The sequence below is a fragment of the Jejuia spongiicola genome, assembly GCF_023502325.1.
GTDB classification, from domain to species: domain Bacteria; phylum Bacteroidota; class Bacteroidia; order Flavobacteriales; family Flavobacteriaceae; genus Wocania_A; species Wocania_A spongiicola.
Genome location: NZ_JAMFLZ010000011.1, coordinates 14,208 through 26,813 on the forward strand (window position 1 = coordinate 14,208; position 12,606 = coordinate 26,813).

The following is a 12,606-nucleotide window of genomic DNA, read 5'->3' on the forward strand; positions in this document are numbered from 1 at the left end:
TTATAATAGAAACATATTTAATATTAAAATCCAGCGTTTGCTGGATTTTTTATTTTCTAGGGTGGTATTTTTCTACAACCTTAGTTAAGTGGCTTTTATCTAAATGAACATAGATTTCGGTTGTTGTAATGCTTTCGTGTCCTAACATAAGTTGAATAGAGCGTAAATCGGCATCATTTTGTAATAAATGAGTGGCAAACGAATGCCTAAAAGTATGTGGTGAAATATTTTTTTTTAACCCGATTTTCTCAGCAAGTTGTTTAATTATAGTAAAAATCATAGCTCTGGTTAGTTGTTTTCCTCGTCTGTTTAAAAATAAGGTATCCTCAAAGCCAGCTTGAATATTAATGTGATTTCGTACTTCTTTTCTATATATGTTAATATATTTTTGAGTTATAGGAACAATGGGGACAAAGCGTTGTTTGTCACCTTTCCCTGTAACCTTTATAAAACCTTCATCAAAAAATAAATCAGATAATTTTAGGTTAACCAATTCGCTAACACGCAATCCACAACCATATAATGTTTCCAAAATGGCTCTGTTGCGTTCTCCTTGTGGTTTACTTAAATCAATAGCGGTAATAAGTTTGTCAATTTCATCTTCAGTTAATGTATCGGGTAACTTTCTTCCAATTTTGGGAGATTCAATAAGTTCTAGAGGATTGGTTTTTCTATAATCTTCAAAAACTAAATAATTAAAGAAACTACGTAAACCAGAAATTAAACGAGATTGGGATCGTGCATTTACCTGCTTTGCGATTTCATAAATGAATTGTTGAATTATTTCAGTGGAAATAGAGATGGGAGATGAGTTTATAGTGTTTTCTTCTAAAAAAAGTATTAATTTTTGAATATCAAGTGAATAACTATCTATTGAATTTTGCGATAAGCCGCGCTCAATTTTTAAGTATAATTGGTAGTCTTTAAGTGCGTGTTTCCATTTCATTTATGTAAAAATAGGATAATTTTTCAGTATTTTTTTACCTCTTATTTTAATATCTTTACATTATGAAAAAATTAATCATCATTAATGGACCTAACCTTAATCTTTTAGGTAAGCGTGAGCCTAATATTTATGGTAGTTTAACCTTTACAGAATTTTTAGATAAAGTAAGGGTTAAATATTCTGATGTAGAAATTGATTACTATCAATCGAATATAGAAGGAGAAATAATTGACAAGCTGCACGAAGTTGGTTTTAACTGCAATGGTATTATTTTAAATGCGGCAGCTTATACACATACATCTGTTGGAATTGGAGATGCAGTAAAAGCTATTGAAACACCTGTTATTGAGGTTCATATTTCAAATACGTTTAATAGAGAAGAGTTTAGGCATCAATCTTTTATATCGCCTAACGCTAAAGGTGTTATACTTGGTTTTGGTTTGCAAAGTTATGAGTTGGCAATTCAGAGTTTTCTTTAGATTTTTAAAAATAGACTATAAATAAAAAAGTTCCAGAATCCCTGGAACTTTTTTTATATAATTATTTAACTATGGCTTTTAATAAATTAACTAGCCTTATAAATGAATAACTTCATCATAAGCATCAGCAACAGCTTCCATAACCGCTTCGCTCATAGTTGGATGCGGATGTACAGCTTTTAATACTTCGTGTCCAGTAGTTTCTAGTTTACGCCCTAAAACAGCTTCAGCTATCATATCAGTTACACCAGCACCAATCATGTGACAACCTAACCATTCACCATATTTAGCATCAAAAATAACTTTTACAAAACCATCTTTGTTTCCACCAGCACTTGCTTTACCAGATGCAGAGAATGGGAATTTACCAACTTTTATATCTATGCCTTTGTCTTTGGCTTGTTTTTCTGTTAAACCAACTGATGCAATTTCTGGTGAGCAATACGTACAACCAGGAATATTTCCATAGTCTAAAGCTTCAACATGTTGTCCAGCAATTTTCTCTACACATAAAATACCTTCTGCAGAAGCGACATGAGCTAAAGCTTGCCCTGGAGTTACATCTCCAATAGCGTAATAACCAGGAATATTGGTTTGGTAAAAATCGTTTACAATGATCTTATCTCTATCTACAACAATACCAACATCTTCTAATCCTATGTTTTCAATATTTGTTTTAATGCCAACAGCACTCAAAATAACATCAGCTTCTAAAACTTCTTCACCTTTACTAGTTTTAACAGTAGCTTTTACGCCTTTTCCAGCAGTATCAACACTTGTAACTTCGGCTGAAGTCATTATTTTAATACCACTTTTCTTGAAAGAACGTTCTAATTGTTTAGAGACGTCTATGTCTTCAACTGGAACAACATTTGGTAAATATTCTACAATAGTAACTTCGGTACCCATAGAGTTATAGAAATAGGCAAACTCAACACCAATTGCACCAGAACCCACAACAATCATTTTTTTAGGTTGGTTTGGTAAGGTCATTGCTTCTCTATAACCTATAACTTTTTTACCATCTTGTGGTAAACTAGGTAATTCGCGAGAACGTGCTCCAGTAGCAATAATAATATGGTCTGCACTGTACTCTTTTCCATCAACATCAATCTTTTTTCCAGCTTTTAGTGTTCCAAAACCTTCAATAACATCAATTTTGTTCTTCTTCATTAAAAACTGAACGCCTTTGCTCATTCCATCTGCAACACCACGACTACGTTTTACAACGGCATCAAAATCTTTGTCGTACTCTTTAACAGATAATCCGTAATCGCCAGCATGTTTAAGATATTCAAATACTTGAGCAGATTTAAGCAAGGCTTTAGTAGGAATACAGCCCCAATTTAAGCATACTCCACCTAGACTTTCTTTTTCAACAATAGCAGTTTTAAAACCTAATTGAGAGGCTCTAATAGCAGTTACATAACCCCCAGGACCACTTCCAAGAACAATAATATCGTATTTCATCTGTAAATTTTAAGTCGTTTTTTGAAGCGACAAATTTACGAAATCGAATTTGAATAAAGAATTTAGAACCTTATAAATTTGCATCTTTAATAGTACCTTTGTAAAGCAAGCGTTATTTTATGAATATACCTATTACAAGTTTTCCTAGAATTATTATTATTGGCGGCGGTTTTGCTGGTATTGCTTTAGCCAAAAAATTATCAAAACAAGAGGTGCAAGTTGTGTTATTGGATAAGAACAACTACCATAACTTTCAACCTTTATTATATCAAGTTTCTACTGGCGGATTAGAACCAGATTCTATTGCTTATCCTATAAGAAAGGTGTTAAAAGATTTTCCCAACTTCCATTTTAGACTAGCTGACGTTACTGAAGTAGATACTAAAAGTAATACAGTTATTACAGATATTGGCAACTTAAAATTTGACTATTTGGTGGTAGCTTCTGGTTCAAAAACTAATTACTTTGGTAATACAGATGTTGAAAAATATAGTATGGCAATGAAAACCATACCGCAATCTTTAAATTTAAGAAGTTTAATCCTTGAAAATTTTGAAGATGCTTTATTAACTTCTGACCTAAATGAACGTAACGCACTAATGAATTTTGTAATTGTTGGTGGCGGTCCAACTGGTGTTGAGTTAGCTGGAGCTTTAGCCGAAATTAAAAAAGGTATTCTTCCAAAAGATTATCCCGACTTAGATACGCGTTCAGTACAAATAAATGTAATACAATCTAGCGATTGTATCTTAAAAGGAATGAGCGCAAAAGCGTCGCAAAAAGCAGAAGACTTTTTAGAGAAATTAGGTGTTCATGTATGGAAAAATATAAGGGTTACTAATTATGATGGAAAAACTGTAACCACAAATACCGATTTAACATTTGAAGCTGCAACCGTAGTTTGGGCTGCAGGCGTAAAGGGCGCAATTATAAAAGGATTGGATGCAAAAGAATTTGTAACCAGAGGCAATCGCCTTTTAGTAAACGAATTTAATCAGGTAAAAGGTTATACTCATATTTTTGCCATAGGAGATATTGCATGTGTTGAAAATAATGATTTTCCAAATGGATTACCAATGATGGCTCAACCAGCTATTCAACAGGGTAAGCAACTAGGCAATAATATGTTGTTATTAATTGAAGGAAAACCAATGAAGCCATTTGTTTATAAAGACAAAGGAGCAATGGCAACAATTGGAAGAAATAAAGCAGTAGTAGATTTGCCTAAATTTAAATTCCAAGGTGCTTTTGCGTGGTATGTTTGGATGTTTGTCCACTTGTTTTTCCTTATAGGTTTTAGAAACAGGATGGTTGTTTTTATAAATTGGGTTTATAATTATGTGCGCTTTGATAGAGAAGCACGTTTAATTATAAGACCTTTTAAGAAAAAACGTAAAGTATAGTTTAATTCATTTTACACTAATTATAAAACTAAAAAAATGAGTAAGGTTATTAAATTGATAGTGTGTCTTTTAGTTATTATGGTGTTTTCATGTGGCTCAAAAGCTATAAAAACAAAACCAAATGTTATACTTATTATGGCAGATGATATGGGTTATGAATGCTTAAGTACTTACGGAAGCACATCATATAATACACCTATATTAGATAGTTTAGCGGCTAACGGAATGCAATTTAATAATTGTGTTTCACAACCACTTTGTACGCCTTCAAGAGTAAAAATAATGACAGGCTTATATAATTATAGAAATTATGATTATTTCGGACATTTAAAAACTGATGCATATACTTTTGGGAATTTAATGCAAGATGCTGATTATGAAACTTGTATTGCGGGTAAATGGCAATTGAATGGACTTGCATATAAAGATGAAATTAATGATTGGAATGATAATACAAAGCCAAACAGGTTGGGGTTTGATGAGTATTGTCTTTGGCAATTAACACATGAACGTAAAGACGGCGGGCGCTTTGCAAACCCTTTAATTGAACAAAACGGCAAACTGTTAGAGAGAAATGAAGATGCGTATGGACCAGATATTTTTTCTGATTATATAGTAAATTTTATTGAGCGTAAAAAAGATAAACCCTTCTTTGTTTATTACCCTATGGTATTAGTACATGATCCATTTGTTCCTACTCCAGATTCTGAAGACTGGAAATACAAAGAAAAGCGATACAAAAATGATACTATTTATTTTAAAGATATGGTCGCTTATACTGATAAAATTGTAGGTAAGATTACAAACAAATTAAAAGATTTAGAGATACAAGATAATACTATTGTAATTTTTGTAGCAGATAATGGAACACATTACAGCATTCACTCCAAAACAAAAGAAAGAAATATTCAAGGAGCTAAAGGAAATACTACAGATGGAGGTACACATGTTCCATTAATTGTGTCATGGCCCAAAACTATAAAAAAAGGAAGTGTGCATAATGATTTAATAGAGTTTAACGATTTTTTTTCTACCCTATCAGATATTACAAAACAGGAAGTAAAACATGATGGTAAAAGTTTTTATTCGTTATTAAAAGGAGATGCTTACACCCCAAGAAGTTCAGCTTTTGTACATTATGACCCTAGGTGGGGTAAGCGAGTAAGTCAATATAGAAATCAATTTGTACGAATTTTAAATTATAAATTATATCAAGATGGTAAGTTTTATAATTTAAATGAAGATATACTAGAAGAGCAGCCATTATCTAACGATTTTCTTACTGAAAAAGAAATGGAAATTAAGTTTTTTTTAGAAAAAGAGTTAAAGAAGCACCCTAAGTTTAAGTAAGATATATTTGATTACAGATTAATGTTGAAATAAATATCTAGCATCCTTTATAGATCGTCAGTAAAGTGCCGTATCTCTTTTTCTTTAGCAAACTTTCCTTGATTATATTTTGAAGAATCTCCCTTAGGAATAGATAAAGATTGCCATTGGTCGCCTTTGATAAGTTTGCCTAAAAACACCATTTGACCAATATGGTATGAGTAATGCGCTAACTGCCTATTAATAGCCTCAGTAACCGTATGTCCTTGGTTTCTAATATAAATAATACGTTCTAGATCTACATTTTGTAATGGTTTTATAGCATTAAATAAACAAGCCCAACCACTTTCCCATATAGCAATTAAATCTTCATTAGATTTAAACGAATCAATAAATTCATCATCGCGATGCCTCCATTCTTTTTCACCATCTTGAGTTAAAAAATTAGTCCATCTACTAAGCATATTACCAGCAATATGTTTTACCATTATGGCAATACTGTTTGAATCCTCATTACTTTGCCATTGTATGTTTTCAAACGTAAGTTGGCTTAAAGTTTTATCACCAAGACTTTTATAATACTCAAACTGTTTAATGATACTTGATAAGTATGATTTTTCCATATAGTAAAAGTAAATCAGAAAGTAATAACTACCAAAAGACTAATAATTTTAGCTTACCCATTTTTATACAATGATTTTTAAAAATTATTCTTTTTTAACAAACTTTAAAGCAACACCGTTTATACAATGTCTTTTGCCAGTAGTGTTTTTTGGACCATCATTAAAGACATGTCCTAAATGACCACCACAAGTAGCGCAATGCTCTTCAGTTCGAGCATATCCCAAATCGTAATCTGTAGAAAAACCTACATTGCCATCTATTTCTCTATCAAAACTAGGCCAACCTGTACCAGAGTCAAATTTATGTTTGCTTTTAAACAAAGGTGTGTTGCAGGCTGCACAATGGTATGTGCCTTCAGAATAATTTTTATTTAATGGGCTTGTAAATGGGCGTTCAGTTCCTGCTTTTCGTAAAACATAAAATTCTTTTTCAGATAACTCAGCCTTCCATTCGCTTTCAGTTTTAGTAACTTTAAACGTTTTAGATTCTTTCTTTTCCTTTTTTTGAGCTGTGCTGTTACAACTAATTAGCATGGCTGTAAAACAGAATAAGATTAATTTTTTCATATAAATTTTAATAATCAAGGTTTCAATTTTGGTCGTAAGTTATTGAAAAACTTGACAAAATAAGTTGCATTGCTTTTTTTAATAATAATGTGACTATTAAATAAATGTTGTGTCTAAAAATAAAGGTACAATTTTTGTATTTTTATAAAATATTAAAACCCTATAAAAATGAAACTAAAAAACACTTTTATAATATTTGGACTAATATTATTGGTTTCTTCGTGTGCTGAAAACCCGTTTACAGGAAAAAAAACGATGGCATTAGTACCAAACTCTCAATTATTCCCAACAGCTTTTGCTCAATATGATCAATTTTTAACTGAAAATAAAGTTGTAACAGGAACAAAGGATGCTGCAATGATTACTAGAGTAGGGCAGCGTATAGCTGTTGCTGCAGAGCGTTGGTTAAATGCTAATGGGCACCAAGGCTATTTAAAAGATTATAAATGGGAGTATAAATTAGTTGATGATAAAACTGTAAATGCTTGGTGTATGCCAGGAGGTAAAATAGTTTTTTATACAGGAATATTGCCAATTGCCAAAAGTGAAACAGGCGTAGCTGCTATAATGGGACATGAAGTTGCTCACGCATTAGCGAATCATGGACAACAACGTATGAGTGCTGCTTATTTACAGCAAGGTGTTGCACTAGCTGGAAATATTGCAATTAAGGATGAAAAGTCTAGAAACGCTTTTAACCAATATTATGGTATTGGATCTCAAGTAGGTGTTATGCTTCCTTTTAGTAGAAGTCATGAAACTGAAGCTGATAAAATTGGGCTGTATTTAATGGCCGTGGCTGGTTATAATCCAGATGAGGCTTCTGAATTATGGAAACGTATGAAAGCTAATAGTGGAGGAAAAGCACCACCAGAAATTTTAAGTACACATCCATCAAACGATTCTCGTATCGCAAATTTAAAGGCTTTAGCGCCTCAAGCAAAAGCGGAGGCAAAAAAGTTTGGTGTAACATCATTTAGAGAATAAATTTATCTTATTTAAAATATTTGATTACTTTAGGAGCTGCTCATAAAAGAGCAGCTTTTTTATGAAAACACTTAAAAAGGGGAGTCAAAAACTTCTTAACGCTTGGGCCTTTTACGATTGGGCAAACTCTGTTTATACGCTTACAATAGCATCATCTATCTTTCCCATATTTTACTCATCTCTATTCCTTTCTGAAATTAAAAATGTTCAGGCTTTTGGGATAGAGTTTAAGAGCACTGCATTAATCACTTTTGTAACAGCATTTACGTTTTTAGTAGTAGCTTTTACATCTCCAATATTATCTGGAATAGCGGATTATGTTGGTAATAAAAAGAATTTTTTAAAGTTCTTTTGTTATTTAGGGAGTGCAGGATGTATAGGTTTATATTGGTTTGATATATCTCCTGAGGGTATTCATTTAAGTTTGTTATTTTACTTTATGGGGCTTATTGGATATTGGGGAAGTTTAGTATTTTACAACTCGTATTTACCAGATATAGCTTTTGAAGAACAACAAGATGCTATTAGTGCCAAGGGGTTTTCTATGGGATATATTGGTAGTGTGCTTTTACTCATTGTAAATTTAGTTATGGTAATGGGACAAGATGAAGGTGCGGCTAAAATGCAAATGATGCGCTATTCATTTGTAACAGTTGGAATTTGGTGGGCCTTATTTAGTCAATACTCATTTTATTATTTGCCAAAAGGAACTTCATCTGGACATAAGGTAACTCGCGAAGTTGTTTTTAATGGATTAAAAGAATTAAGATTGGTTTGGAAACAACTTAAACAAGATTTAAGATTAAAGCGTTATTTATATGCTTTTTTTGTGTTTAGCATGGCGGTACAAACTATTATGCTTGTTGCTGTGTATTTTGGTGAAGAGGAAATTGCTTGGGGAAGTGATGATGCCAAAACTACAGGATTGATAGTTAGTATTTTGGTTATACAATTAGTAGCTGTAATTGGTGCTATATTAACTTCTCGGGCATCAAATAGGTTTGGAAATATTAAAACACTTATTGCTGTAAATTGTATTTGGATGTGTTTATGTTTTTATGCTTATTTTATGGAAACACCTATGCAGTTTTATATAGCTGCTTCGATAGTAGGTTTGGTGATGGGAGGTATTCAAGCATTGGCAAGATCGACCTACTCTAAGTTTTTACCAGAAACAGAAGATACTACCTCATTTTTTAGCTTTTATGATGTTGCCGAAAAAATTGGGATAGTTATTGGTATGGTTATTTTTGCGTTTATAGACCAGATAACAGGAAGTATGAGAAACGGAATCCTATTCTTGTTTGTTTTCTTTTTAGCCGGAATTATTTTATTGTTTAGAGTGCCGAAAAAAAGTATCTGAAAATTAATATAAATTGGTATGTTTGCCTAACATTAATTTATTTTAATTTATGAAGCGTATTAAACACTTTTTATTTAGCATTGTTTTGATATTTATATCTTCTGCAATATCATGTAATATAGAGCCTTATGGTGATGATGAATCAGAACAAGTAAATTTAGAAGCGGGAACTTTTCAAGTTGATTTTGATGGACAAACTTTTAAAGCAGATAATACAGTAGCTACGGTATTGAATGATGTTATTAATATTAGTGGAATTAAAACAAATACTGGAGAGGCAATTATTTTGACAGTTTTTGGTAACTCTATTGGAACATATAAGCTAGGTGTAACACAAAATCAAGTAGAGTTAAATAGTGCTTCTTTAGCTGAAAATGGTAATGTGTGGCCTTCTGTGACTGATTTTGTAACGTCACAAGGAGAGATTATAATTACTGAGCTTGATGAAGAAAATAAAACGATAACAGGTACTTTCTTTTTTACTGGACATAACCCCATAACAATGTCTTCCAAAGTGTTTGAAAATGGCAGTTTTACTAAAATACCTTATGAAGCTTCCTTAGGAACGAACAATGGAAACAATACTTTTTTTGCTAAAGTAGATGGTGATGAATTTGTTGAAGACTCTATAGGCGGAGCACTTCTTACATTACCAGGAACTCCTTCAACTATAACGATTACTGCAACAAAAAATAGTCTACAAACAATAAGTATTAGTGTTAATGCAAATATTACCTCTGGAGATTATACATTTTCTACTTTTGATTCTCCAATGGGGCAATATAATGTATCGTTGACTGAAGGAACTGTATCTGATGATGGTGGTGAATTAATTATTACTGAACATGACGTTGTAAATAAAAAAATAGTTGGGACTTTTAAATTTACTGCTAAACCTCTTTTTGGTAGCGGAAAGAGTTATGAAATTACTGAGGGGAGTTTTAGCGTTACTTATCTTTAGAGATAGGTATAAAATAAAAAAATCAAAAAGAGTCGATTTTAAAGTCGCTCTTTTTGATTTTTTTATTGCAGAGATTATTTAGTTTGTAATACTTCCAGAACCAGCAACCTTTGTATCCTCTTTTTCAGGGTTGCCTTTATATACAATATCTCCTGAACCAGCAACCCTTGCTTTTATACTTTGGTTACTTACAACTTTTGCATCGCCAGAACCGGCAACTGAAACTTCTGTGTTGTTAGCTTGTAGATTAAATCCATGAAAGTCTCCAGAGCCAGCAATTTTTGCTTTTAAATTGTTTGTGCTACCTTTTAAAGTTAAATCGCCCGAACCAGATATAGAACCTTTAACAGATGTAGCTTTAACATCTAAAATAACATCTCCAGAACCAGCTAGAGCTACATCTAAATTTGTTGCATTTATTACATCCTTGTTCCATAAATCTCCAGAACCAGAAAGAGAAACTCTGCTAATATCTTCAAACGGAATTGTGATTTTTATAGTTTTGTTTTTGCTAGACCTTAAGCTTTTACCTTTTTTTACTTTTACTTTTAAAACGTTGTCTTTTACTTCCGTAACTATATATTCCAATAGGTTTTCTTCTCCCTCAATTTTAATAGTGCCTTCAGTACCACTTACTAAAATAAAATCCATAGATCCAGCACATTTTATAGCATCATAGCTATCAGTCGTTCTTGTAACAGTGGTCATGTTTCCATTACCTTTAATAGATTTCCATTGTCCGTAAGATGTAGCAACAAAAAGTAAGCTTACTAAAACTAATACGGTTTGTTTTTTAATTAATGTTTTCATTTGTTCGTTTTTAATTATTGATTGTTTAATTTTTAGATAGAGATACACTACCGTAATCTGATTCTATTTTTATAGTATTACCAGAGTTAGCATTTCCATAATGACCTCTATAATATTTACCTGAACCACTTACTTTTTTTGTTGAAAACTCTAAACCATCACTACTCTTTAAAGAACCATAGTCTAAATTTACATCAAAATTAAAGTTATAGCTAGAGGCAAAGCCAATTTTAATACCTACATAATCAGATTTGATAGTTACGTTTCCAGCATTTTCGGTTATGTTGTTTATTTTAATAGCTCCATAATCTGCTTTAAGCGTTACGTTTTTATAAACATCTCCAATTATGGTGGTTAAATAGTCGCCATTCCCTGTTATATTATTAGCTTTATCTATTTTCATATTTCCATAATCGCAGTTATATGATATATCTTCAGCTGTTTCTATTTTAGAGTTGGTATAATCTGCATTTATGCCTATAGTATTTGCTTTTGAAATGGTAAACTCACTATAATCCGCATTAATCTTTCCACTCTTTATATACTCAAAATAACAACCTTTACTATAATCAAAATTTATTGAATTGTTATCTGCAAGAAGTTCTTTAGTAGTTATTTTACCATAATCGCAGTTTAAATTTGCTTGACCTTCTAGCTTATCAACATTTATGTTTCCGTAGTCGTTATTTAGAGAAACGCTATTGGTAATAGGGATTTTTACAATGTAATTTACTTTCATGCTTACTTTGTTTTTTCCTTTCCAATTCCACCACGATTTTGATTTATTATTGAATTTGGTTTTTGCTGATACATTGCTGGAAGAGGCTTCAAAATCTACTGTAATGTTGTCTAATCTTTCTTGTACCTTTTCTTCATCGTTACCCGTTGTAGTAATTGTTATTTCAAAAACGACTCTGTTCTCGTTCCAAGTTATAACATCAATGTTTCCATAACTATTATCAACATTTAATGCTGCGTTTGATGTTACTGAGTATTCTTTATTAATTGTTTTTTTCTTGGTGTACTTACCCTTGTCCGTTGCTGCCGTAACAAAAAGAGGCAGCATGAATAACACAATTAGTGTTTTAAATTGTAGTGCTAGTTTCATCATTTAAGTTTTTAAATTGTTTTATTGTATTTATTTGTTTTAATGCGTTTTTTAATAAATCTATTCTATTTTGAAAATTAGAAATCATGGCATAGATAACACGATTGTCATCACCGCTTACTGCTAAATCATTTTTTAACGATTCATATTCGGTCTCTAAGGCTTGCATTCTTTGCATGGTATCTTCAATTAATACTTTGGTTTCTGGCGAAGATTCTTTTTCAATTTTACTTAATTCTTCTGCTATAGTTACAGCAAAAAAATCTTGAGTTTCTGCCATTTTTGGAGATACGCTTGCTAAATCGTTAATTTCTTGGTTTTGTTGAGAGCCAATAAAAAATGTAATTAATAAAGCAAAAGAGGCGGCTACACCAATTAATGGTTTTAATAAACGACGCCTTTGTTTACCAACTTTAACTAGTTGTAGCGCGCCATTTTCATTCAATTTTTTTTGAAACCTTTTATCGTGATTTATTGATGGTTCTTCAACATCAAAATCATTTTCTAGTCTTTTAAATAATTGATCTATAGTAGTTTTGCTCATACTTTTTTATTTTTAA

13 protein-coding genes are annotated in these 12,606 nt (G+C 31.7%); 6 read left to right on the forward strand and 7 right to left on the reverse strand.

The features are described 5' to 3' along the window. Positions 1-49: 49 nt before the first annotated feature. Positions 50-946, reverse strand: a complete 897-nt coding sequence (gene xerD, locus M3P09_RS16825) for a site-specific tyrosine recombinase XerD (protein ID WP_249974004.1) — start codon at positions 944-946, stop codon at positions 50-52. Positions 947-1,008: 62 nt separating this feature from the next. Between xerD and aroQ the strand changes: the two genes are divergently transcribed. After that, a complete protein-coding gene (aroQ, locus tag M3P09_RS16830) occupies positions 1,009-1,425 on the forward strand; it encodes a type II 3-dehydroquinate dehydratase (protein WP_099563650.1) in 417 nt (138 codons plus the stop codon). 96 nt (positions 1,426-1,521) lie between these two features. On the opposite strand, the gene lpdA is transcribed toward aroQ, so the two are convergent. Then, positions 1,522-2,895 carry a dihydrolipoyl dehydrogenase gene (gene lpdA, locus M3P09_RS16835; protein ID WP_249974005.1) on the reverse strand — a complete coding sequence of 458 codons (1,374 nt, stop codon included), beginning with the start codon at positions 2,893-2,895 and terminating at the stop codon, positions 1,522-1,524. Positions 2,896-3,014: 119 nt separating this feature from the next. Here lpdA and M3P09_RS16840 point away from each other — a divergent pair, with 119 nt between their 5' ends. Beyond that, complete coding sequence (locus tag M3P09_RS16840) at positions 3,015-4,298, forward strand: NAD(P)/FAD-dependent oxidoreductase (protein WP_249974006.1); 1,284 nt, start codon at positions 3,015-3,017, stop codon at positions 4,296-4,298. Between the two features lie 36 nt (positions 4,299-4,334). Then, positions 4,335-5,648: a sulfatase family protein gene (locus M3P09_RS16845; RefSeq protein WP_249974007.1), complete on the forward strand. Its 1,314-nt coding sequence runs from the start codon at positions 4,335-4,337 to the stop codon at positions 5,646-5,648. A gap of 47 nt (positions 5,649-5,695) precedes the next feature. Here M3P09_RS16845 and M3P09_RS16850 read toward each other — a convergent pair whose 3' ends face one another. Together M3P09_RS16850 and msrB are read right to left on the reverse strand one after the other, a co-directional pair. Beyond that, positions 5,696-6,250 carry a DUF1572 family protein gene (locus M3P09_RS16850; RefSeq protein ID WP_249974008.1) on the reverse strand — a complete coding sequence of 185 codons (555 nt, stop codon included), beginning with the start codon at positions 6,248-6,250 and terminating at the stop codon, positions 5,696-5,698. Between the two features lie 84 nt (positions 6,251-6,334). Then, positions 6,335-6,817: a peptide-methionine (R)-S-oxide reductase MsrB gene (msrB, locus tag M3P09_RS16855; protein ID WP_099563655.1), complete on the reverse strand. Its 483-nt coding sequence runs from the start codon at positions 6,815-6,817 to the stop codon at positions 6,335-6,337. Between the two features lie 168 nt (positions 6,818-6,985). Here msrB and M3P09_RS16860 point away from each other — a divergent pair, with 168 nt between their 5' ends. The 3 genes from M3P09_RS16860 (at position 6,986) to M3P09_RS16870 (ending at position 10,128) form a co-directional block, all read left to right on the forward strand. Then, on the forward strand, positions 6,986-7,804 hold the full coding sequence (locus M3P09_RS16860; protein ID WP_099563656.1) for a M48 family metallopeptidase: 819 nt from the start codon (positions 6,986-6,988) through the stop codon (positions 7,802-7,804). 61 nt (positions 7,805-7,865) lie between these two features. Beyond that, positions 7,866-9,167: an MFS transporter gene (locus M3P09_RS16865; RefSeq protein WP_249974009.1), complete on the forward strand. Its 1,302-nt coding sequence runs from the start codon at positions 7,866-7,868 to the stop codon at positions 9,165-9,167. A gap of 49 nt (positions 9,168-9,216) precedes the next feature. Beyond that, positions 9,217-10,128, forward strand: coding sequence for a DUF6252 domain-containing protein (locus tag M3P09_RS16870; protein WP_249974010.1), 912 nt, complete (start codon positions 9,217-9,219; stop codon positions 10,126-10,128). A gap of 78 nt (positions 10,129-10,206) precedes the next feature. On the opposite strand, the gene M3P09_RS16875 is transcribed toward M3P09_RS16870, so the two are convergent. From M3P09_RS16875 to M3P09_RS16885, 3 genes are read right to left on the reverse strand one after another with little or no spacing between them, the layout of a single operon-like run. Beyond that, positions 10,207-10,938 carry a head GIN domain-containing protein gene (locus M3P09_RS16875; RefSeq protein ID WP_249974011.1) on the reverse strand — a complete coding sequence of 244 codons (732 nt, stop codon included), beginning with the start codon at positions 10,936-10,938 and terminating at the stop codon, positions 10,207-10,209. Positions 10,939-10,963: 25 nt separating this feature from the next. Beyond that, a complete protein-coding gene (locus M3P09_RS16880) occupies positions 10,964-12,049 on the reverse strand; it encodes a DUF4097 family beta strand repeat-containing protein (protein ID WP_347709818.1) in 1,086 nt (361 codons plus the stop codon). Beyond that, complete coding sequence (locus M3P09_RS16885) at positions 12,024-12,590, reverse strand: hypothetical protein (RefSeq protein ID WP_099563659.1); 567 nt, start codon at positions 12,588-12,590, stop codon at positions 12,024-12,026. The genes M3P09_RS16880 and M3P09_RS16885 overlap by 26 nt, the downstream gene beginning before the upstream one ends. Between the last annotated feature and the right edge of the window lie 16 nt (positions 12,591-12,606).

What these genes read in the sequence shown, in the direction of transcription:
- M3P09_RS16860 (WP_099563656.1), top strand. Translation starts at nt 6,986, where the DNA reads ATGAAACTAAAAAACACTTTTATAATATTTGGACTAATATTATTGGTT.
- M3P09_RS16840 (WP_249974006.1), top strand. Translation starts at nt 3,015, where the DNA reads ATGAATATACCTATTACAAGTTTTCCTAGAATTATTATTATTGGCGGC.
- M3P09_RS16885 (WP_099563659.1), bottom strand. Translation starts at nt 12,590, where the DNA reads ATGAGCAAAACTACTATAGATCAATTATTTAAAAGACTAGAAAATGAT.
- lpdA (WP_249974005.1), bottom strand. Translation starts at nt 2,895, where the DNA reads ATGAAATACGATATTATTGTTCTTGGAAGTGGTCCTGGGGGTTATGTA.
- aroQ (WP_099563650.1), top strand. Translation starts at nt 1,009, where the DNA reads ATGAAAAAATTAATCATCATTAATGGACCTAACCTTAATCTTTTAGGT.
- M3P09_RS16850 (WP_249974008.1), bottom strand. Translation starts at nt 6,250, where the DNA reads ATGGAAAAATCATACTTATCAAGTATCATTAAACAGTTTGAGTATTAT.
- M3P09_RS16880 (WP_347709818.1), bottom strand. Translation starts at nt 12,049, where the DNA reads ATGATGAAACTAGCACTACAATTTAAAACACTAATTGTGTTATTCATG.
- M3P09_RS16865 (WP_249974009.1), top strand. Translation starts at nt 7,866, where the DNA reads ATGAAAACACTTAAAAAGGGGAGTCAAAAACTTCTTAACGCTTGGGCC.
- msrB (WP_099563655.1), bottom strand. Translation starts at nt 6,817, where the DNA reads ATGAAAAAATTAATCTTATTCTGTTTTACAGCCATGCTAATTAGTTGT.
- M3P09_RS16875 (WP_249974011.1), bottom strand. Translation starts at nt 10,938, where the DNA reads ATGAAAACATTAATTAAAAAACAAACCGTATTAGTTTTAGTAAGCTTA.
- xerD (WP_249974004.1), bottom strand. Translation starts at nt 946, where the DNA reads ATGAAATGGAAACACGCACTTAAAGACTACCAATTATACTTAAAAATT.
- M3P09_RS16845 (WP_249974007.1), top strand. Translation starts at nt 4,335, where the DNA reads ATGAGTAAGGTTATTAAATTGATAGTGTGTCTTTTAGTTATTATGGTG.
- M3P09_RS16870 (WP_249974010.1), top strand. Translation starts at nt 9,217, where the DNA reads ATGAAGCGTATTAAACACTTTTTATTTAGCATTGTTTTGATATTTATA.